At 41.2% G+C, this 23,228-nt stretch carries 15 protein-coding genes; 13 read left to right on the top strand and 2 right to left on the bottom strand.

What is annotated here, in order from left to right:
• Positions 1-285 precede the first annotated feature (285 nt).
• Entirely contained in the window at positions 286-693 is a 408-nt protein-coding gene (locus tag P3L47_RS04000; RefSeq protein WP_122361307.1) for a DUF3836 domain-containing protein, read from the top strand.
• Between the two features lie 108 nt (positions 694-801).
• Here the strand turns inward: P3L47_RS04000 and P3L47_RS03995 are convergent, their stop codons facing one another.
• Positions 802-2,166, bottom strand: a complete 1,365-nt coding sequence (locus tag P3L47_RS03995) for a TrpB-like pyridoxal phosphate-dependent enzyme (RefSeq protein ID WP_277782752.1) — start codon at positions 2,164-2,166, stop codon at positions 802-804.
• A 156-nt stretch (positions 2,167-2,322) separates the two neighbouring features.
• On the opposite strand from P3L47_RS03995, the gene P3L47_RS03990 reads away from it, so the two are divergent.
• The 9 genes from P3L47_RS03990 to P3L47_RS03950 all read left to right on the top strand — a co-directional run bounded on the left by P3L47_RS03990 (position 2,323) and on the right by P3L47_RS03950 (position 18,586).
• Positions 2,323-3,549: a hypothetical protein gene (locus P3L47_RS03990; protein ID WP_277782751.1), complete on the top strand. Its 1,227-nt coding sequence runs from the start codon at positions 2,323-2,325 to the stop codon at positions 3,547-3,549.
• A 15-nt stretch (positions 3,550-3,564) separates the two neighbouring features.
• Positions 3,565-4,788, top strand: coding sequence for a DcaP family trimeric outer membrane transporter (locus P3L47_RS03985; RefSeq protein ID WP_277782750.1), 1,224 nt, complete (start codon positions 3,565-3,567; stop codon positions 4,786-4,788).
• Complete coding sequence (locus P3L47_RS03980; RefSeq protein WP_277783666.1) at positions 4,785-5,672, top strand: SDR family oxidoreductase; 888 nt, start codon at positions 4,785-4,787, stop codon at positions 5,670-5,672. The genes P3L47_RS03985 and P3L47_RS03980 overlap by 4 nt, the downstream gene beginning before the upstream one ends.
• A 19-nt stretch (positions 5,673-5,691) precedes the next feature.
• A complete protein-coding gene (locus tag P3L47_RS03975) occupies positions 5,692-6,879 on the top strand; it encodes a phosphoribosylaminoimidazolecarboxamide formyltransferase (RefSeq protein ID WP_277782749.1) in 1,188 nt (395 codons plus the stop codon).
• 116 nt (positions 6,880-6,995) lie between these two features.
• Positions 6,996-7,538: an RNA polymerase sigma-70 factor gene (locus tag P3L47_RS03970; RefSeq protein ID WP_122361301.1), complete on the top strand. Its 543-nt coding sequence runs from the start codon at positions 6,996-6,998 to the stop codon at positions 7,536-7,538.
• Between the two features lie 70 nt (positions 7,539-7,608).
• Positions 7,609-8,583, top strand: coding sequence for a FecR family protein (locus P3L47_RS03965; protein ID WP_122361300.1), 975 nt, complete (start codon positions 7,609-7,611; stop codon positions 8,581-8,583).
• Positions 8,584-8,721: 138 nt separating this feature from the next.
• On the top strand, positions 8,722-12,177 hold the full coding sequence (locus P3L47_RS03960; RefSeq protein ID WP_277782748.1) for a TonB-dependent receptor: 3,456 nt from the start codon (positions 8,722-8,724) through the stop codon (positions 12,175-12,177).
• 13 nt (positions 12,178-12,190) lie between these two features.
• Complete coding sequence (locus P3L47_RS03955; protein ID WP_122361298.1) at positions 12,191-14,125, top strand: RagB/SusD family nutrient uptake outer membrane protein; 1,935 nt, start codon at positions 12,191-12,193, stop codon at positions 14,123-14,125.
• Between the two features lie 918 nt (positions 14,126-15,043).
• Positions 15,044-18,586 carry a DUF6383 domain-containing protein gene (locus P3L47_RS03950; RefSeq protein WP_277782747.1) on the top strand — a complete coding sequence of 1,181 codons (3,543 nt, stop codon included), beginning with the start codon at positions 15,044-15,046 and terminating at the stop codon, positions 18,584-18,586.
• Between the two features lie 456 nt (positions 18,587-19,042).
• Here P3L47_RS03950 and P3L47_RS03945 read toward each other — a convergent pair whose 3' ends face one another.
• Entirely contained in the window at positions 19,043-20,053 is a 1,011-nt protein-coding gene (locus tag P3L47_RS03945; RefSeq protein WP_122361296.1) for an aspartate-semialdehyde dehydrogenase, read from the bottom strand.
• A 131-nt stretch (positions 20,054-20,184) separates the two neighbouring features.
• On the opposite strand from P3L47_RS03945, the gene P3L47_RS03940 reads away from it, so the two are divergent.
• The 3 genes from P3L47_RS03940 to P3L47_RS03930 all read left to right on the top strand — a co-directional run bounded on the left by P3L47_RS03940 (position 20,185) and on the right by P3L47_RS03930 (position 23,200).
• The gene (locus P3L47_RS03940) at positions 20,185-22,569 is read left to right on the top strand and encodes a lamin tail domain-containing protein (protein WP_277782746.1); all 2,385 of its coding nucleotides are present in this window, start codon (positions 20,185-20,187) and stop codon (positions 22,567-22,569) included.
• Between the two features lie 121 nt (positions 22,570-22,690).
• Positions 22,691-22,858: a hypothetical protein gene (locus tag P3L47_RS03935; protein ID WP_158585867.1), complete on the top strand. Its 168-nt coding sequence runs from the start codon at positions 22,691-22,693 to the stop codon at positions 22,856-22,858.
• 3 nt (positions 22,859-22,861) lie between these two features.
• A complete protein-coding gene (locus tag P3L47_RS03930) occupies positions 22,862-23,200 on the top strand; it encodes a hypothetical protein (RefSeq protein WP_122361293.1) in 339 nt (112 codons plus the stop codon).
• Positions 23,201-23,228 lie beyond the last annotated feature (28 nt).

Raw genomic sequence — 23,228 nt, 5'->3', positions numbered from 1 at the left:
TGTATGATACTCAAAAAAACTCTTTGTGTCAATTTGTAAGTTGTGAGTGATATTGTATTGGTTTATTTAGAAATATCGGGTAAAAAGTAGCTTTATTTTGTGCTTTTGAAGTAGGTTTATTATAAATTGTAAGTTGATCGGTCTTTTGTTGTAATGTAGAGGTGGTTTAAAATAGTTAAATAACTTATTTTGGCTATCAAAATGTCAGCAAATATTTGGTTTGTATCGGAAAACTATGTTCATTTGCACGCAATTTGAAAGTAAATCTTATAAGTAATATATTTTATGAAAGCTTCAGTTTTAAGAAAAGAGATTTTGTCACTTGTTGTTTTGTTCGTTTGTAGTCTGGCAATGAGTGCCGCATCTCCCAGAAACTATCTTTATGATACGAAAGAGGAGAACGGAAAGATCGTTTCAAAAGTAGTATTCTTGCAGGAAGAAGGGCTTTTGAATAAACAGGTGAAATACGAATTCACCTATAATGAGAACGGCAGAGTCGCTGAAAAGAAAGCGTATCGCTGGAATAAGACACAAGAAACATGGGATCCTTATTATCTGATTTCTTATCAGTATAATGAAGATGGAAATATAACTTCCGAATACGGAATGTGGAACAAAAAGAAAAAAGACTATAGCCTGAATCAACAGAAAATGATTGTTCCGGCTACAAGCTATGAAGAGATTTTCTCTTAAGAACCTATTTTATAAAACATTCATAGACACACACGAAAGTGGCGCGAATAACAAAAGACGTGAGTCCCTGTTATTAGCGCCACTTTTATTTTGTGAAAGATTACTGGGTTATCCGATAATCTTTTCTAATTCTTCCAAATTCTTGGCAACATCTTCGTCTGTTACTTCATAATTGGTCAGGTCGCCTGCCAGATACTGGTCGTAAGCCGCCATATCGATCAGACCGTGACCGGAGAGGTTGAACAGAATTGTGCGTGCTTTTCCTTCTTTTTTCGCTTCTTCTGCTTCTTGGATGGCAACGGCGATGGCGTGAGAGGATTCCGGAGCCGGAATGATTCCTTCTGCCTGTGCAAACATGGTTGCCGCATTGAATGTATCCAGCTGTTTTACGTCCGCAGCATTCATCAGTCCGTCTTTCATTAACTGGCTGACGATCGAACCTGCACCATGATAACGTAGACCACCTGCATGGATATTAGCCGGAGCAAAGTTATGTCCTAATGTAAACATCGGAATCAGTGGAGTGTATCCGGCCTCATCTCCGAAGTCATACTGGAACTGTCCGCGTGTCAGTTTCGGACAGGATGCCGGTTCTGCGGCGATCACACGAATATCTTTACCTTCTGTCAGTTTATGACGCAGGAACGGGAAAGTGATACCGGAGAAGTTTGAACCGCCACCGAAGCAACCGATCACCACGTCCGGATATTCGCCTGCCATTTCCATCTGCTTTTCAGCTTCCAGGCCAATCACGGTCTGGTGCAACATCACGTGATTCAAAACACTGCCCAATGTATATTTACAGTTAGGCACCTGCATAGCCAACTCTACGGCTTCCGAGATAGCAGTACCCAGACTACCCTGATAGTTAGGATGGTCGGTCAGGATCTTACGTCCGGCTTTCGTACTCATACTCGGTGAAGCGATCACTTGTGCGCCGAAAGTCTGCATGATCGAACGACGGTAAGGTTTCTGGTGATAGCTGACCTTTACCATATAAACAGCCAGTTCCAAGCCGAAAGCCTTGGCCGCATAGGAGAGGGCGGCACCCCATTGTCCGGCACCTGTTTCAGTAGTGATATTGGTAACACCTTCCTGTTTACAATAGTAAGCCTGTGCGATAGCAGAGTTCAGCTTGTGTGAACCGATCGGGCTGACACTTTCGTTCTTAAAGTAAATATGTGCAGGAGTATCCAGCATCTTCTCCAGTCCGTAAGCACGAACCAGCGGAGTGGGACGCCATACCTTATATAATTCGCGAACTTCTTCCGGTATTTCGATCCAGGCATCGGTCGTATTCATTTCCTGATGGGAAGCAGCTTTGGAAAACAGGGGATAGAGATCCTCTTCTTTCATCGGTTGCTTGGTCTGCGGATTCAAAATAGGAAGTGGTTTGTTCTTCATATCAGCCACAATATTATACCAGGCTGTGGGTATGTCTTTCTCCTCCAATAAAAACTTTTTAGTACTCATAATTCTTTATGTAGTTTACATTATTAATCAATTTGGCCTTTAAGGCTTACAACTTGGAAGCAAAGTAACAAATAATATTTCGTTCTTCAAATTGAATAAACAAAAATATATACCTTTGTGCCTTCAAATTAGACAAATAGATAACAAACGACAACAATGAAAAAACTAACTCTGCTACTGGTAAGTGCACTGACTTTGTTTTCCGCAACTGCCCAGAAGAAAAACTTCACTTACAAGTTTTATGGATTTGTGCGTGGTGACTTGTTTTACAACACGCGTGCGAATATGGCTCCGGTAGACGGAAACTTCTACCTTTTCCCTCTTGATGAACAACCGGATGCTGACGGGAAAGACCTGAACGCGACACCCAACGGTAGTTTCTATACGTTTACTTCCCGATTGGGAATCAGTGTGACCGGTCCGAATGTCGGCTCTGCAAGGACTTCCGCCTGCCTGGAAACTGATTTCGGTGGTTTCTCGGCAAGTACGACTATGCTCCGTATCCGTCAGGCATGGGTAGCACTGGATTGGGAAAAGAGTAATTTATTGATCGGTCACACCTGGCATCCGCTGTTCGGCTCCGTTTTTCCGGATATGCTGAATCTTTCTACGGGAGCACCTTTCCAGCCGTTCAACCGCAGCCCGCAAATCCGTTATCAGTATAAAGCCGGAAAGGTAAAGCTCACGGCTTCTGCTATCTGGCAGCTGCAATATACATCGAGCGGTCCGAAAGGAATGAGCGAGGATTATATTAAGAACAGCTGCGTGCCGGAGTTTTACGTCGGAGCGGACTATACTTCCGATAACGGCTGGCTGGCAGGAGCGGGTATCCATCTGATTTCCCTGAAACCTCGTACGACATCGGAGATAAATGACAAAGTTTATAAGGTAAATGAGCGAATGACGACATATTCCTATGAAGCTCACTTGAAATATACCGGACGTAATTATACCTTTGCAGCCAAAAGCCTGATGGCTTCCTGTTTGGACCAGACGGCTCTGATCGGAGGTTATGGCATCAGCTCTGTCGATCCGAAGACCGGTGAACAGGAATACACTCCGTTCCGCCATTCGACAACCTGGGCGAATTTTACCTATGGAACGAAGTGGAAAACGGGTCTTTTCATGGGATACACCAAGAATCTCGGTACGGACGACGAACTGACCGCATCGAAAACGGTCTACGGTATGGGACTGAACATCGACCAGTTATTTACTGTAAATGTAAATTTATCATATAATTTGCCTCACTGGCAGATCGGTCTGGAATATTCTCCGGCAACAGCCTGGTACGGTACGATCGACCAGAAGAATGGCAAAGTGGGAAACACCCACGCCGTAACCAATCACCGCATATTGGGATTGGTTATGTATTATTTCTAATTTGAACGCTTTTAAATGAAAACGAAGCTAGGTATGTTTTTATTGGCCGGACTGTTGATGGCAACATCCGGTTATGCACAGAAAAAGAATTTTTCGTACAAATTTTACGGACAGGTGCGTGGTGACTTGTTTTACAACTCGCGTGCCAATTCGGAGATCGTGGACGGTTTGTTCCATCTCTATCCGAAAGACGTCGAACCGGATGCCGACGGCAATGACTTGAATGCTACGGCTAACGGTAGTTTTTATCTGCTTTATTCCCGTTTGGGGATAGATGTGGCAGGCCCGAATGTCGGGAAAGCAAAGACAACCGCCAAACTGGAAGTCGATTTCCGTGGTTCCGGAAGTAACTTTGCGATGATTCGTGTGCGACATGCCTATGTGAATCTCGATTGGGGAAAATCAGCCGTATTGATCGGTCAGACCTGGCATCCGTTGTTCGGGGATGTTTCTCCGCAGATGTTGAACCTTTCTACCGGTGCTCCTTTTCAGCCTTTCAGCCGTAACCCGATGTTGCGCTATCGTTATACGAACCAGGGCTGGAGCCTGACCGGGGCGGCGATCTGGCAGTTGCAATATCTTTCTACCGGGCCGAACGGAAAGAGCGAAGAATATATAAAGAACGGCTGCGTGCCGGAATTTTATTTCGGAGTAGACTATAAGAAGGATAACTGGATGGCTGGTGTCGGTGCCGAGATCCTTTCCATCGCACCGCGCGTGAAGTCGACCGTGGGAGACAATATATATAAGGTAAAGGAACGGGTCACTTCCGTCTCTTTCGAAGCCCACGCCCGCTATACATACGACAACTGGAAAATTTCGGCCAAGACGTTGCTCGGCTCCAACCTGGCTCACCTTTGCATGCTGGGCGGTTATGGCGTAAGCAGTATCGATAAGCGTACGGGTGAACAGGAATATACGCCTTACCGTCATTCGATGACCTGGCTGAATGTTGTCTACGGTAAGAAATGGCAACCGGGCCTGTTTGTCGGTTATCTGAAGAACCTGGGTGCAGGCAAGGATATTGTCGGACCGACTTATGGTGTCGGACTGGATGTGGACCAGGTATTTACTACTAATTTGCAGATGTCGTATGTCCTGCCTCACTGGAAAGTAGGCTTGGAATACAGTCCGTCTCTCGCCTGGTATGGTGACCGTACGTTGGCTGACGGACGTATCCGCGATACGCATTCGATAACAAATCACCGTGTATTAGGTGTATTAATGTATATGTTCTGATGAAAACACTGATAATTGGAGCGAACGGCTTTACTGGCAGACGAATCTTGCAGCACCTGTCCCGGCAGGGAAAGTATGAACTGACAGGCTGTTCCTTGCATAAAGATATTTTGCCGGGAGATAATTACCGGTTTGTTCAGGCAGATATAAATAACCATCCAGCTATCGACCGGCTGATTGCTGATGTTCGTCCGGATGTCGTAATAAACGGTTCCGCCTTGTCCGTCCCCGATTATTGTGAATCACATCATGAAGAGGCCTACGCCGCTAATGTGCTGGCAGTAGAGAATATAGCCCGTTGCTGTGAGAGGACTGGCAGCCGTTTCATCCATCTGTCTACTGATTTCGTCTTCGACGGAAAGAAGACCGGATTATATACGGAAACGGATACCCCGGCTCCTGTGAACTATTATGGCATATCCAAATACCAGGGCGAATTGGCTGTTGCTGCTAGTTGCAGTAATTATGCGAATGTCCGTGTAGTCGTTGTTTACGGAAAGGCATTGCCGGGACAGCACGGTAATATCCTGCAACTGGTGAAGAACCGTCTGCAAGCCGGTCAGGAGATACGTGTCGTTTCCGATCAGTATCGTACACCGACCTGGGTACAAGATATTGCCGACGGTGTGGAGAAACTTATGCACACTTCTCTGAACGGAACCTGGCATATTTGTGGCGGCGAATGTCTGTCAATAGCCGATATTGCCTACCGTGTAGCCGATTATTTCCAATTGGATCGTTCGTTGATCATTCCGGTCACTACGGAAGAAATGAACGAAGCCACCCCGCGTCCCCGTTTCAGCGGACTGAGTATTGACAAAGCTGGTTACGAACTAGGCTACACTCCCCATTCCCTGGAAGAAGGAATGGCAGAAATGAAATAGAATTTTATATAACAACAATATGAGCACAGAAAACAAAAACTCTTTAGAACTGAAGTACGGCTGCAACCCTAACCAGAAGCCGTCGCGCATTTTCATGCAGCAGGGGGAATTGCCTATCGAGGTATTGAACGGTCGTCCCGGATACATCAATTTCATGGATGCCTTCAATAGCTGGCAATTGGTAAAAGAACTGAAAGAGGCTACAGGACTTCCCGCTGCCGCTTCTTTCAAACACGTCAGCCCGGCTGGTGCTGCTGTTGGAATCGAGATGAGCGATACGTTGAAGAAAATCTACTTTGTAGACGATCTTCCTCTGACTCCTTTGGCAACTGCTTATGCCCGTGCCCGTGGTGCAGACCGTATGTCTTCTTACGGTGACTTTATCGCTTTGAGCGATACTTGCGATGAAGCGACAGCCCGCCTGATCAACCGTGAAGTATCCGATGGCGTCATTGCTCCCGATTATACGCCGGAAGCTCTGGAGATCCTGAAGAACAAACGGAAAGGTACTTACAACGTTATCAAGATCGATCCGGCCTACAAACCGGCTCCGATCGAACATAAGGATGTCTTCGGCATCACTTTCGAACAGGGACGTAACGAGATCAAGCTGGATGAAAGCCTGTTGACCAATATCCCGACAAAGAGCAAGAATTTCTCAGAAGATGCTAAACGCGACCTGATCATTGCCCTTATCACCCTGAAATATACACAGAGTAACTCTGTTTGTTATGCGAAGGACGGACAGGCAATCGGTATCGGTGCCGGTCAGCAAAGCCGTATCCATTGTACCCGCCTGGCAGGAAACAAGGCTGATATCTGGTTCCTCCGCCAGCATCCGAAGGTAATGAATCTGCCTTGGATCGAAAAAATACGCCGTGCCGATCGTGATAATACGATAGATGTATATATCAGCGACGACCATGAAGATGTATTGGCCGATGGTGTATGGCAGCAGTTCTTCACCGAAAAGCCGGAAGTCTTGACCTGCGAAGAAAAGCGTGCATGGCTGGATACCATGAATGGTGTGGCTTTGGGCTCGGATGCCTTCTTCCCGTTCGGCGACAATATCGAACGTGCGCATAAGAGTGGCGTGGAATATATTGCACAGGCAGGCGGCTCAGTCCGTGACGACCATGTGATCGATACTTGCGACAAGTATGGTATAACGATGGCATTTACCGGAGTGCGGTTGTTCCATCATTGATTTATAGAAGAAGATGAGCAGATTTTCCATTCAAGAAATCTGCTCATTTTTATTAATGGCATCAACGTTATTCTTGTGTTGGTTATTTATACTATATTTGTTCGAGCTATACTCTTATGGAAAAGGATACATCATATATAGAAGAACTGGTGTTAGGAAGTCATGAGGCTTTCAGATGCTTGTTTATGAATTATTTCCCCAAAGTTAAATATTTTATCAGCCATCTTATTAAATCGGAGGTTATAGCTGAGGAATTGGCTCAGGATGTTTTTATGAGAATTTGGGAGAATAGGGAACAGTTGAGGAACGTCGTATCGTTTAATTCATATGTTTACCGAATGGCCAAAAACATAGCTTTGAATTATCTGCGGCATAAATATTTGGAAGAGAATTATCTGGAAGAATATGATGGAGAAACCGAGTTTACAATTGAAGGAGAGTTGTATGCTCGTGAGATAAAACTATTGGAACAATTGACTGTCAGTCGTATGCCTCCCAAGCGTAAAGCTATTTATGAAATGAGCCGGAAAGATGGGCTGACTAATGATGAAATAGCGACCCGCATGGGTATTTCTAAAAAGACCGTAGAGAACCACTTGAACCTGGCATTGAAAGAAATTAAAAAGACATTATTTTTATTCACTTCCTTTTTTATATAAAATACCTTCTTTTTTTTGGGTGTAAGTTTATTTTCGCGTGTCTTAATAATAGATAACGGAAAATAATATTATGTCGAAAGTATATCAGATCATAGAAAGTTTCTTTAAGAAAGATCATCCGGAAGAGATTCGAAAGGGGTTTACCCATTGGTTTTTCTCTTCTTCCAGGAAAGAGAAAGATGAAGCTCTTTTCCGGATTTGGGAAGAACTGGAGATTCATTCCGATGCCTCGACAGAAAGTTCCTTCAAGCATGTTGAAAGACGATTGGGATTTCCTGTGCGAAAGAGACTCTCTTTTTCATTGCAAAAGTGGGGACAGATAGCAGCTGTTTTGCTTATTCCTTTACTTAGTGTATGGTTTTCATGGAAGTATGTGCAGAATTATACTCAGGAGGAGATCGAATGGGTAGAATGTTTTGTTGCGGCAGGCGAAATTCGTTCTGTTGTTTTACCGGATAAATCGGAGGTCTTGCTTAATTCCGGAAGTTCTTTATTATATCCTGCCGAATTTAAAGGAAAGATTCGTAATATTTATTTAAGTGGAGAGGCTAAGTTCTCTGTTTTTTCAGATAAGAAGAAGCCATTTATTGTTAAAACACACGATATGGCCGTAGAAGCTTTAGGAACTGTTTTTAATGTATCATCCTATCCGGAAGCCGAAACAACAGTAGCTTCACTGGTAGAAGGAAAGCTTAAAGTGGACATTAATTCCAGTCAGGAAAGTTATATTCTTAATCCGGAAGAACAGGTTATATATGACAGGGAAACGGGAAAAAGCGAACATAAACATACTCGGCTGGATTATGTACTGGCTTGGGAAAAAGGACAAATGGTATTCCAAAGTGTTTCGTTGTATACTGTTATCAACGAGATTGAGAGAAAGTATGGAGTAACGGTTTATCTTAATTCCAAAGGTTTGAAAGACGAACGCTTGACAGTCAAATTCCTGCATGATGAGACGTTGGAAGAGGTCTTTTATACTTTGCAGCAAATCATAGCCGGATTCAGATATAAGATAGATGGAGATAAAGTATATATTTATTAATAATGAACACACAAACGATACCATGAAAAAAAGAACCGGAGAGTTTTATTTGCTGCACAACTCTCCGGTTTGAAATCGAACACATTTCATAAGGCTTAATTATAAAAATAGTATTCAACAACAAAAATAATATTATTCATGGAAAAGAATAACAATTTATCCTGTAAATCTTTACGAAAGATATTTACCTATTTGTTCCTTTTCTTCATAACCACAAGTATATCGGCACAAAACGTAAATATCAACAAGCAAAATGCCACATTGGCCGATGTCTTTGAGGAAGTGGAAAATCAGACAAAATTATCTATTGCTTACAGCGAATCGACAATTAATAAAGACCGACGTGTGTCCGTGAACATTTCTGAAAAACCTGTAAAAGAGGCGATGACAGAGATATTGAAAGGTACGGGAGCTGTATTTACAATTAAAGAAAATCAAATTCTGATAAAACCTGCACCTGTATCAACACAACCACAGCAGGAGAAGAGGAAAACAATTACAGGTACTATAAAAGATGAGTCCGGATTACCTGTCATCGGTGCTAACGTAGTGGAAAAAGGAACGAGAAACGGTATTATAACAGACCTTGATGGAAAGTTTTCGTTAACTTTGGAGCAAGGTGAAGTGGTGGAAGTGTCTTATATTGGCTATATGACACAGGATGTATCAGTCAGAAACAAGACCGATATATCGGTTATATTGAAAGAAGATACGCAAACATTGGATGAGGTTGTCGTTGTAGGTTACGGCACACAGAAAAAGGTGAATCTGACAGGTGCGGTATCTTCCGTTTCGGCTGAAGTTATGGAAAGTCGCCCTGTTACAAATATAGCCCAAGCCCTACAAGGGGTTGTGCCCAACCTGAATGTCAATATATCCAACGGCGCACCTAACACTTTTGCTTCTTATAATGTGCGTGGTGCAACATCCATGTCGAAGAATAGCAGCGGAACATGGCAGGTTGATAATGGCAGCCCTCTTATTTTGGTAGATGGTATCGAGATGGAGAATTTTAACCTTAGTGCTTTAAATCCGAATGATATGGAAAGTATCTCTGTTATTAAAGATGCTTCTGCTTCGGCCATCTACGGTGCGCGTGCCGCTTATGGGGTTATTCTGGTGACTACCAAGCAAGGGAAGAAAGGTAAAGGAAGAGTGCAATATTCGTATGATGTACAGTGGAATCATCCTTCAGCACGTCCGGATTTCATGAACTCTTATGATGCCGAATATGCAAGAATAATGAACAGAGTCTATACAGGTGGTTCCAGAACAACAGAAGATGATATGCGCCTGGAAGCATTACAAAAATATATAGATAATCCTGTTCCCGAAAATGCCTGGATGTATGAGCCGGGAAGCAACCAGCAATCTATTTGGTGGGTTGGAAACTTTGACCCGTTTGAAATGATGGTAAGAGACTGGTCTCCTACGCAAAAGCATAACGTAAGTATTTCCGGAGGTTCTGAAGCCTTGCGCTATTACGCTTCGCTGGGCTTCCAGGATCAGGATGGTTTTTATAAACTCCGCAATGACAATATGCGTCGTTATAACGGAATGGTTAATCTGGATGCGAAGATAAATGACAAGTTCAGTGTCAATATCAAATTGTCATATAACGCAACACGTTATAACGAACCATTACCTTTTTCTTATAAAGGCGATCCCTGGTCGGTTATTCTATATCAGGGGAAATGGAATCAGAATATGCCCTTGTTGACAGGACCGAATGACCCGGTTCCCAATACTCCGACCAACAGCATTGTTTCGGCTTATGCTTATAGCAACAGAAACAAAAGAACAGACAGAAGTGTAGCCGTATTCACTGTAAGTCCGGAATATCAGGTCTTGCCACAATTAAAATTGAAAGCCGACTTCTCCTATCGTCCTTCTTCTTATGATGTAAAAGACGTGGAACCCGAATTTCAGTATATTCAGGATAGCTGGGAAGCATTAAACATTGCGACTAATACGGAAACAGGACGTATCAGTAAAACGAAAGAAGATGTACAGCTTTTCACAACTAATATATATGCCGATTATAATCAGACATTTGGCAAGCATACATTGGGAGGATTGGTAGGTTTCAACCAGGAAGTCTGGAAGAAAGAACAGTTGTCTGCAGGAAATACAGGAATCATGAGTATTGGCGCTCCGACACTGGGAAATACCTATGGCATGAATCCTTCGAAAAGTGAAGTGGACGAACATTGGGCTGTACGTGGCGTATTCATGAGGGTTAACTATAACTTTTCTGACCGTTATCTTTTTGAAATGAACGGAAGATATGATGGTTCATCTAAATTCCCGCACGACTCGCGTTTCAAATTTTTTCCATCTTTCTCTGCTGCATGGCGTCTTTCGGAAGAAAGTTTTATGGCCGATACGCGTAGTTGGTTGGATAATCTAAAAATAAGAGCTTCCTATGGTTCGATCGGCAATCAGAATGTGGCCAACTATGGTTTCTATTCCAGAATGGGTTCCAGTCAGTCGAGTGCTATGATTAACGGGCAACGTCCTTATCAGGTGAATCCTCCCGGATTGATTAGTCCGGATTTTACCTGGGAAACGGCTACTACTATCAATGGCGGTTTGGATATCTCTTTACTTACCAACAGACTGAACTTTTCTTTCGACATCTACAGACGTGAAACGAAAGATATCATTATGGACGGTTCAACTTATCCGTCAGTGCTCGGAACCAGTGCTCCTATGGTGAACTCCGGTAAGCTGAGAACACACGGATGGGAGATGAGCATTGGATGGAAAGATCGCCTTTCAAATGGTTTCTTTTACGATTTGAACTTTGTGTTGTCCGATTATCAGACCGAAGTCGCTCTCTTCAATGGCAACGACAATTGTAGTTTGGGCTCTTTGTATACAGGAAAGAAAGTAGGTGAAATCTGGGGATATGAAACCGATCGCATTCTGCAGGAAGGGGATATTGCTGACAACCTGATTATCCAATATACAGACGTAAACGGAAACAACCTGCATCGTCCGCACGAATCGAATAGTGCTTACTATCCGGGCGATATCATGTATAAAGATATCAATGGAGATGGCGAAGTAAACAGAGGTATGAATACATTAGACGATCATGGCGACCTGAAAGTTCTTGGAAATAATACACCACGCCTGAAGTTTGGTTTGACAGCAAATTTTGCATGGAAAGGTTTCGACCTGAATCTCTTCTTCCAGGGAGTTGCCAAAAGAGATGTCTGGATTAGCGATAAAACATATTGGGGAGATGAAGATGGTCCCGGCAGTAAAACCGTTTATGAAAATTCATGGACACCGGAACGGACGGATGCCAAATATCCGCTTTATGGGGCCCGTCGTTCGCAGAACTGGTATACGCAATCGGCTTACATGTTTAACGGAGCTTATCTACGTTTGAAACAGGCTATTTTGGGGTATACTGTTCCGGCAGAAATCACGAACAAGATTAAGATGAGTAAACTCAGAGTCTATGTTTCAGGCTTTAACTTGTTTGAAATTACAGAATTACCCGGTGTATACGACCCGGATTTGCTGTCAACTTCCTATCCTCAGATGAGAAGTGTTGCTTTAGGTGTACAAGTTGGATTTTAAAAGATATGATAGTATGAGAAAACATAGTTCAAATATAAAAGTGCTGGCTTTATCAGCGTTGTCATTTTGCCTTTTTGCTTGTAATGACGATTTTATGGACCGTCCTCCCAAAGACGATATAGTAAGTGAAAACTTCTGGAACACGGAAACCGACCTGGAGCTTTATCTCAATGGTATGTACCGTATCTATGCCCGAGGGCATAACCAGGATCCATACGTTGCACCTTTGAACTTTAGAGGAAGCCACATTGCTTATGGCGATGCTTTTTCAGATAATGCAGTTCGTAGCGGTCAGAATGTGAACGTCAGACTGACTAATGCTTATACCGTTCCTTTGAATGATAATTACAATGGATGGAGTTGGGGAGATTTACGTCGCGTAAATTATTTCCTGACAAACTACGACAGAGCGCCTATTAGCGAGGATAAGAAAAAGGCTTATGCTGCTGAAGCTTATTTTTTCAAGGCATGGGACTACTTTAAGAAAGTACAGATTTTTAGTGATGTACCCTGGCTTAGCCGCGACTTGAACATAGACTCGGAAGAACTGTACGCGCCGCGTGATTCGAGAGAATTGGTGATGGACTCGGTGTTGTTTTGCATAAACCGTGCCATTGAATGGTTTCCGGAAGTTGCAACACCTAACTCGGTAGGTCGTATAAACAAGGATATGGCTCAGTTTTTGAAAGCAAGAATCTGTCTGAATGAAGGAACTTTCCGGAAATACCACACAGAATTGAATTTGCAGAACACTGCTAATGTATGGTTGGAAGAAGCTGTTAAAGCATCCGATTATCTGATTAAATCGGGACGATATGAATTGTTTACCAATGGAAATGATGATGCTTATTGGGCACTGTTCGCTCAGTTTGATACCGAAATTAGAACCAATCCGGAGGCCATTTTGGGAGTAGAATATAGCTTTGATAATAAGATTGGCAATGACCTGCTTCGTTATTATGACCAGAATAATCACATGGGTATTTGTGCTCAAAAGAGTCTGGTCGATGAATATCTGTGCGAAGACGGACGTCCTGTCTATATCGGTGGTTCGAAAGGTAATTATGAAGTAAACCCGCTGTTTGAAGGATATGGAAAATGGAGCGAGTTGAACAATCGCGATCCCCGTATGTCGCAGACAATCTGTAAACCGGGAGAATATATCACCGTCTGGAACAGAAACACAGGAGTATATGGCATCAACGAAAATGGAATAACCTATCCTAACCTGAAATATCTTGGTACTGAACAGTCTGGCTACCGATTCATCAAACATTGGAAACCGGACCTGGTGAACTACCAGAGAGCCAGTGGCTCAACGCAATCGGCTATTGAGTTTAGATATGCAGAAGCTCTGCTGATATATGCAGAAGCAAAATGTGAACTGGGCACAATCTCGCAGAATGATATTGATATAACTATCAATAAGTTGCGTCTACGTGCCGGGTTCGACTTCGAGAAATATCCAACAGCTAAGCTGAATATGGGAAATATTCCGGCAGACCCTCGCTTGGATGCTATTTACAGAGAAAAGTTGGATTATACGGTTTCCCCCTTATTGCGTGAGATACGTCGTGAAAGACGTGTTGAGATGGCCCAGGAAGACCTCCGTTATTGGGATTTAATGCGTTGGAAGGCGGCAGGCCTGTTGACTGTTCCGATGAGAGGTGTAAAATTTACTGAAGAGATGCAGGCTCTTTATAATGGAGATTACAACAATGGGGTAGTAGATCCGGAAACCGGTATCCGCGAAACAGCAGTGACGGCAATTGCCAATAAAGATGTCTTTTTAGATGAAGAAGGTTTCATCATTCTTTATCCGAAAAGTATAAATATTCAAACTGGCACATTACCATGGTCCGATTACCGTTACTACTGGCCTATCCCGAAAGGTGAATTATTGTTGAACACGAACTTAATTCAGACGAAAGGCTGGGAAGATAAATAAAGTAAAAGGTGATTTTATTTTATTAAAGCAGCTCAACGAGATAAATTGGTACCTGCCTGTAATTTATAATTACGGAATCATCCTGTGTAAAACCGTATCTGTCCTTTGAAGATAAACATCTGAAAGGGTGACGTCGCGATTGTTTATGACGTCACCCTTTTTCCCGTTTTATATAAGAACTATTCTTAGGACTTTCACTTCTAAAACTCCCTATAATTAAGCTATTTTCTCCTATAATTTGAATAAGGAACGCACTCCTTCCTTATTTGTAACCTATAGTATTCTAAAGTGTAAAGTATGCTCTGTTTTTTTGTAAAGTTATTATTTTGTATTTGAAACATAGGAGAAATGCCCTTAATTCGCCAGTGTTTAGATTTTAGTATTTCAGTGGTTCTCTCTTAGGGTTTGAACACTTCATCCGATCAGAATGAAAGTAGATGTGAGATGATATAATTACATCTCTGTTTGTTAGTAATTCTTTGTTGATAAGCTTGTTGTGTGTGTGGTCAATTCGTACTAATAGGAAAAGTTTACTTTTCTATATAATAATGTACATACGTACATATATTAATGTCATTATTATATTATTAATGAACATAAATCTAATAAGAAGTTTGATAATCAAAAATTATGGAGGGAAAAACGAGTGACGAGAATAAACGTTCCTTTTTTCTCGTCAGCAAAGTTACCACATTCTTTTAAACCTCCAATCTTTTTCAAAATAATTTTTTCTTCCCTATATGCTTTCTTATCAACCGAATAGCAAAGTTAGTACGAAATTGTCTTTTATGGTAACAAACCCTCAAAAAATGACGAGAAAAAAGGAACGTTTATTCTCGTCATTCTATTTAGAAGAGACAATTTATAAGAAGAACATATATTTCATTAACACTATTATTAATACTAAATTTTAGAATTATGAACAAAAAGTTTTCTACGCTTATGGCGGCGAGCTTAGTGCTTGCCGGTTCGCTGTGGAGTGGTGATGCTTGGGCAGAGAAGTACGTAATTAAAAGTATTTCTGATCTTAATAACATCACTACAACTGTTACAGATTGGAAAGGGGATGCCCAAAATGGCCAAGAAACTAATACTGATGTATGGCAATTTAAAACAGGAGAGGATGGCATTGTAAAAGGTGATGAGATTGTATTTGCCGAAGAAATAACATTTCCTACTTATGGCATAAAGTGGTCAGGTAGTGGTTATCTACGAAATTGTGCAAACTTCTTAAATGTAAATGTAGAAGGTATAACAATTACAGCTGAGGGTGATGGTGCTATTGTCGGTCAGTTACAAATTAGTGCGGATAATGTTACAGTAAAGAATCTTCCTATCACTGTAAATACATGTAATAATCAGCCAACTGCAAATAAAACGGGTATTGTACTTGATGCAAGTGTTGAAAAAGCTACTATTTCTAATAATACTATAACAGAAGCCACTAATCTTTTAGAGGGGGTCATGACTTATGGCATTGTTGTTAAAGGAAATGATGTTGCAGGTTTGAAGATCAAAGATAACAATCTTGCAATTCAAAAGAAAGTGACAACTGGCGATAACGCTACTTATCTGTCGACTGCTCTTACTTTTACAGGATTGACAGGTAAGACTAATGCTGCTGCTGATATCGCTTCTCAAAATACTTTTGAAGGAAGTGTATTCGAATATGCAGATGTTCGTCAATCAAAAGGAGAATCTTATTATTATAGTGCTCAGGTAAGTTTACCAGAAGATGCTACAGATGCAGAAATTGAAGTATTCCAGCAGGCTGTTATTGATATGGCAGCTAACTATAATACTAAGAGCACTCAGGCTCTGTCTGTAAATAATGCTGATGCTAATACAGTTATTGATGCTCTAGCAAACGGAACTTCCAATACAACAATTCCTGCAGACTTTGCTCTTGTTGTAGGTAACAAGAATGTTGTAGCTGGTAAGGGTTCAGTTTCTAATGATAATCAGGATATTACTGTAGAGGTAAAAGCAGATGGTAGCGTTGATGCAGATGCTGCTATTACTGCATGGGATGCAGACGATTTGAATGCATTGTTAGGTAATGGCTTTATGCTGAATCTGACAAGACCGGTTGATGCAGAAACTAGCCTTACTATTAACAATGGAAATGTATTGGCTGGCAAATTGCTTTATCTGGAAACAAAAAGTGGTTCTACATATCTAAAAGTTGGTGATAAGTACCTTGCTTTTGCTGATACCCAGTGGGAAAATGTTACTGGCATTGGTGAAAGATTGACTTTGGTAAGTAAGATTGATGATGCAGAGAAAGTAACAGTATTAGGTAATTCTGACGAAAAATCAATTGTAGCTATCCAAATAGGAGATGATAAGCTTTATTTGACAACAGTAAAAGCTGGAACAGATACTAATCCTCAGATCTATTTGACTACAACGGAAGAACTTCCTACCGTTTTGAATATTGCAATTGCTTCTGATACAAGAGTAAATGCATACGATAAGAAGAACAACCCATTCCGTGATCGTTATGTAACACTTACATTCGTTACAACAGATAAAAATTTGAAAGCTAAGAATGGTAAAGTCTTAGGTTTGGATAACGAAGGTAACTATTCTCCTGAATTGGTTGAAGCTGCTAGATATTTGCAGGCTGTTCCCGAAGCTCAGTGGGTAGTTTCATTGTCAGATGAAGATTCTGAAACACAGTTCACTTTCACAAACCGTGAAGCTGGTTCTAAAGCAACTGCTAAATTTGATGCATTGTATCTGAATGTGTTGGATGCAGCTAATAACAAGTATACTATTTCTTATGATGATAACGAAGCTATGTTCAGCTTTGGAGAACGTGATACATTTATCATCAACCCGGTTGATCCTAAATTGACAGTTGCTGATTTCTATACAAACTACAAAGAAACAGAAATCAAAGATACTCAGTATAAACTGGCTGTTGCTTCAACAGAAGAAACTGACTTCTATGTAACAGAAAATCATGCAGGTAAGCATTTGCTTGGTTTGACAAAAGAAAAAGATTATTCTGTTAACTGGCGTGTAGTTGCAACTGGCGACACTGCAATTGTAATTAGCAACTCTTATGATTATGATAAGAAAGGTTTCAAGGCTGTTGCTGATACTCTGTTCGTTCCGACTTATGCATTCCAGAATGCTGGAAACAAAGAGTATATGACTTATATCGATAAGAATAAAGTAGGTTTGGATGAAGATGCAATGTATTGCGATCCGGATTCTAAAGACTATAACTCTGAAGCAGGTCTGACTGCAAATAATAGCTTTGTATTGAAGAAAAAAGCAAACGGCTTATTCAATATCATCGGTGTAGCTGGTAAGATATCTAAAGATAATAAATATTATACTTTGGATCTGAGCAAGAAATTGTTCGGTGCAACAACAACTAAGCAAGGTCAGATTCAGGTGGAAGAATCTTGGGAACAGATTAACTCTAATGATTTGTTTAAACTGGTTTCTTTGGATGCTCCTGAATATCACAAAGTAGCTAAAGGCTTCGGTGAAATCGTAAGTATTTATCGTGCAGACAACAACTCTCAGGTATTGTATGAAAAGGCTGACAAGAACTCTGTAGTAGAAGACGAAGTTCAGAGCTTCCTGAATATTGACAACGTTCATCAGTTTGACAAGATCAACCCGGCTATGTTTGTTGATACAGCTTATATCAACCGTGGTACAAAAGAAAACCCGAATACTTGCTGGCAGTATCTGTTGGCTGTAAATGCTGACGTTCACGATCCTGATACTTGTACAGTTCCTGGTCACCCGAGAACAGACCGTATGGTAACAGCTCGCTATTTGGTCAACCTGATTGATACAGCTAATGTATACGGTGCAACTCATCTGCATAACAATCCTTATATCAATGAAGGTGAAGCTGGTGAAAACCTGGCTAAGCTAGCATTCGTAGATGGTATTCATATCAATGACACTCTGTATATCATCCGTAACAACGGTGATTCAGTTAAATTAGAATTGGATACTCCTGACTTCAATGTTGCTAAGTTCGCATTCCGTTATGTAAATCCTGCTAACGAAAGCGATAAGACTTTCAAAATTCAAACTCAGTATAAGAACTATATCGCTTCAGTTGACAAAGATGACGTGAAGGCGAACGAAGAAGCAGCTTCCAACGAAGGTTATCTGAAATGGATCAACGGTACAGTAGTTGTTGTTCCGACTTATGAAAGAGGTGATGTATTCGGTATCAACGAAGAAGAAACACAGGATGCTGTAAACAACGAAGCTATCGACGCTTCTGCTATCAGTGTTTCAACTATCGACGGTGCTGTAGTTGTTAAGGGTGCTGAAGGCAAGAACGTAGTGATCACTAACGTACTTGGACAGCAGGTTGCTAACACTGTTGCTTCTTCTAACGAAGTTACTATCTCTGCTCCGGCAGGTATCGTAGTAGTGGCTGTTGAAGGCGAAGCTGCTGTAAAGGCAATCGTAAAATAAGCAATTTACAAATTGAAAATAAAATTCTAAATTGTTTACCGTGCGTAGGGGCGGTTCGTGAACCGCCCTTGCAAAGTAACCTGCGATGGGGGAACAGGCGGTAGATATTAATACTAAAGTAATAAAATAAAGTTCATCTGTCAGTATCTCTGCGAAGAGAGGACACAGATACAAAATTGGCTCCGGTGACTATGGTTATCGGAGCTTTTTGTATATATATCTGAGTAATTCGTGTAGGATCAGGACTTCCATTGTCAGATCGCTCCGGATGGAATAGTGTGTTGTTAAATCACCAAAATATTTTATTGAACAGGCTTATTTTATCGATTATAAAAGATAAAACAAGTCTCATTTTATCTTTTATAGAAGACAATCCGGCTAATTCCACTTTTTCAAAACAAAAAAGGGACGGCCTCTAACAGACCGTCCCTTTTATATAGAAAGATTATAAAATTGTTATCCTATGTTCTTTACTTTGAGCAGATATTCAGCGATCTGAACAGCATTCAGGGCAGCGCCTTTCTTGATCTGGTCGCTAACGGTCCAAAATGTCAAGCCGTTCGGGTTGCTGATGTCCTTGCGGATACGGCCTACGTAAACCGGTTCTTTGTCGGCTACGAACAAAGGCATCGGATAGTCTTTGTTTGCCGGATCGTCCTGCAGGATTATACCTTCACCCTCTGCGAAAGCCTTGCGGGCTTCTTCTACGCTGATCGGACGTTCTGTTTCGATCCAGGTTGCTTCGCTATGAGCACGCATAACCGGAACACGGACGCAGGTTGCGCTCACTTCGATATCGGAGTGCATGATCTTGCGTGTTTCGTTATACATCTTCATTTCTTCTTTCGTATAACCGTTATCAGTGAATACGTCTACGTGAGGGATCACGTTGTATGCCAGCTGATAAGCGAATTTTTCTACTGTAGGTTCCTCGCCCTTCAAGAGTTGTTCGTACTGCTTGATCAGTTCGGCCATTGCAGTTGCACCTGCACCGCTGGCTGCCTGATAAGTGGCTACCTGTACACGCTTGATGTGCGATACCTTTTCGATTGCCTTCAATGCAACGACCATCTGGATGGTAGTACAGTTCGGATTGGCAATGATACCGCGAGGACGATTCAGTGCATCTTCCGGGTTCACTTCAGGAACTACCAAAGGTACATCGTTATCCATACGGAATGCGCTGGAGTTGTCGATCATCACGGTGCCATGTTTTGTAATGGTTTCTGCAAATTCGACAGATGTACCGCCACCGGCCGAAACAAAAGCAACATCGATTCCCTTAAAGTCGTCGTTATGCTTAAGCTCCTTAACGGTGTACTGTTTACCACGGAAGTCATAAACACGTCCGGCACTACGCGATGAGCCAAAAAGCACAAGCTCATCCATCGGGAAGTTTCTTTCGTCGAGTACGCGCAGGAATTCTTGTCCTACCGCTCCACTCACACCAACAATTGCTACTTTCATTTTGAGCACTAATTAAATTGTAATATAAAAAAAATGTTATAACTTTACCGCATCCAAAATCAGGGTCGCGCGTATAGTTGTAAACTATTAGTGCGCAAAGATAGATAATTTTATAACAAAACTATATAGCTATGAAACAATTTATTCTTTTTCTCCTTGTATTACTTCCTGTTTGTGCATTTGCACAATTCACAGAAACGTTTGATGGGCCTGTCTTATCTTCAGAATGGCTTGGTGCTCGTGATTCTTTTCTACTCGTAAATGGTCAATTGCAACTTAATGCTACGAAAGGGTATGGTGGTGTTGCCGCTTTAAAAAGACTAATTACTTATACACCCAATATGCAATGGGAATTTGAAATACAGATGAAAACAGTCCCAAGCGAGAAAAATTATATGCGTATCTATTTATATATGGAAAATGCGGAAACTTACTATTATGTACAGATCGGATGTAAAAAAGAAAAGAATGATAAAGTTGAAAAGAAAATAGGGTTGAGAAGAAATGGTGGAGTTGATATGTTCGACCGAAAAGAAAGTAGTCTTGATAGTAAAACTCACCTTAGTATCAAAGTAACTTTAGAAGATAATAAGTATTGGAAAATGTATTCTCGCAATATTAATGATAAATATTATAAAGAAGAAGGATCTTGTACATATCCAATTGCAAATGCTCCGGTGTCTGGTTATTTCATTATTAATATGATTTATACAGGAAGTCGAAATAAGCACTTCTTAATGGATAATATAAGAATATCAGATGAAATAACTCCTACAATTACAGACTCGGATGAAACACCTGTTGATCCGGATGATCCCGATGTCCCATCTGTGGAAATGCCTTTTCCTGATGTGGAAATAGTAAGTCTGTCAGAATTACAGTTTAATTTCGAATCTCCTGTTGATATATCCAATGCTAATTCATTTATATCAGAGATAGGAAAAGCTGATTACCTAAAATATGGTGATACAAAGGCTGTTGTGAATGCTGGCTTTCCTAAAGATATGACTCCTGGAGAATCTTATATTATTTCATTTACCGGACTTACGGATTTGTCAGGTAAATCATTGAACTTAGCATCTGAAGAATTTAAATTGGAAGATGAAGGTAATGATCCTGTGATTCCTTCCGGTACAATTCTAATCAATGAAATTATGGCTAAACCAGGCGATGGTCCATTTTTTGAATATATAGAGTTGTATAATACATCTCGGTCGTCAGTTGCTCTTAAAGGTCTGGAACTTTGGTGTGGAACAAGATGTTTTGTTTTGCCGGATATTGATTTGCAAACGAATAAATATGCATTATTATGTAAGAGTGGATCAGAAATTGATTTTGATTTAGATGGAATTGTTATACCTGTTAGTATGTATTATCCATTAAGAGATGAAGGACAAAGCTTGATGCTGAAAGATCCCTCCGGAACTATTATTGACCAATACGAATACCCCAAGGCTACCCCTGCCAAATCGTGGGAGCGTTCCTCTTCCGGTGACTGGCATCTGTCTTCCAATCCTCGTGGCGGGACGCCTGGCTCCGTTAATTCGTCCGGTAAAGAAGAAGAACCGACCGAGCCGGAAAAACCTGTGGAACCGGATGATCCCGACAAGCCCGATCATTCAGAAGATCCTGACGATCCGGATAAACCGGATGATTCTGAAGATGATCCTTCCGTTATAGTTGAACCGTCTGAATTTATTATTAACGAACTTCTGCCGAATCCTTTTGCCGGTGGCAGTGAATATATAGAATTGTATAACCGCTCTGATCGCTCTTTGCCGCTATCCGGCTTATCAGTAGCTGTCCGTAAAGCCGACGGCACATTGAATACCCGTTACCCTTTATCGTCTGTTGCTTCAATGATTGAACCGGATGGTTATGTGCTGTTGACTAAAAACAAATCAGGTGTCACCGATTTCTATACGATCCTGTCTTCCTTGTCTTTATTTGAAATCCCCAAACTTCCTATATTGGCAAATACATCTTCTACACTTGTATTATTCCGTACAAAGGATGAAACAGTGATCGATGAAGTCTCCTATTCCTCCAAATGGCATGCTTCCTCCATAAAAGACCAAAAAGGTGTAGCTCTTGAACGAATTGATACCGAAACTGAAACACAATCGGCAGCAAACTGGACTTCTGCGTCTGCTACAGCCGGTTATGGAACTCCCGGTTATCAAAACTCCCAGTCGAAGATACCCAATCCGGATGAACCGGATCAGCCGACCGGAGTAGAAGCTCCGGAATGGGTTTCCGGCTCGAACCATTATTCGATAACTTATTATCTGGATCAACCGGGATACAATTGCCGCGCCTTTGTTTTCAATACGGCCGGACAGCGTGTCGCTGAAATTGCCAACCATGAACTATTGGGCCTTTCCGGACAGCTTACCTGGGACGGTTCCTCGTCTGCAGGAAGAAAATTGCCAACAGGTGTTTATATCTTTTATGCCGAGGTTTACCATTCCGGCGGTACAGTAAAACGATATAAACAGGTATTCCTTATCCGGTAAAACGAGGTGGATAAGTTGTTCGTTAATAAATAGTTTTATGTTTGTTGGAGATGTTCGGAACCTTTATCTTTGTAATGTCTCCGATAAACATAGAGCGTTAATCAAAATTATTTTAATGCCTATGAAAGAAGAAGATTTTAAACGTAGAAAAGGATTCCTGGAAAGTCTTTTCATGAACTATTCGGGACAAATGAATGATCATTCTGATCAGGAAAAAGATTTAATAATGAAGAATATAGATGTTATTCTTGATTGGTATAATGCTTTAGTTAAAGAGATGGAGGAGTAATTTATGGATAATAAAGAATATTTAGAATCGCATCCGGAATATAGAAGTTTGTTTCCAACACAGGAAATGTATGAGGATTTCGTACGTTTTATGGATCTTGATGAAGACGGACGACGTATTTATTTTGAAGAGCATAAGGCTAAATTAGACACAATGTCACCGGAAGAACGTAAGCAAGATTGGGATAATTTAGTTAAAGGCACTGAATTATTGATCGAATTTGCGAAAGAAGAAATACCTCGGTTAGCTTATGAAAAGAAGATGTTGGAAGCTTCCAAGAAGCAAAATAAAGTAACATGGGAGGATATTCGTAAAAAGCTCAATAATATAGCAAGCCTATAATAAGATGAAATTAGCCAGTTCCCGTACT

The sequence above is a fragment of the Parabacteroides chongii genome, assembly GCF_029581355.1.
Taxonomy (GTDB): domain Bacteria; phylum Bacteroidota; class Bacteroidia; order Bacteroidales; family Tannerellaceae; genus Parabacteroides; species Parabacteroides chongii.
This window is presented reverse-complemented; position numbering and strand designations above follow the sequence as displayed.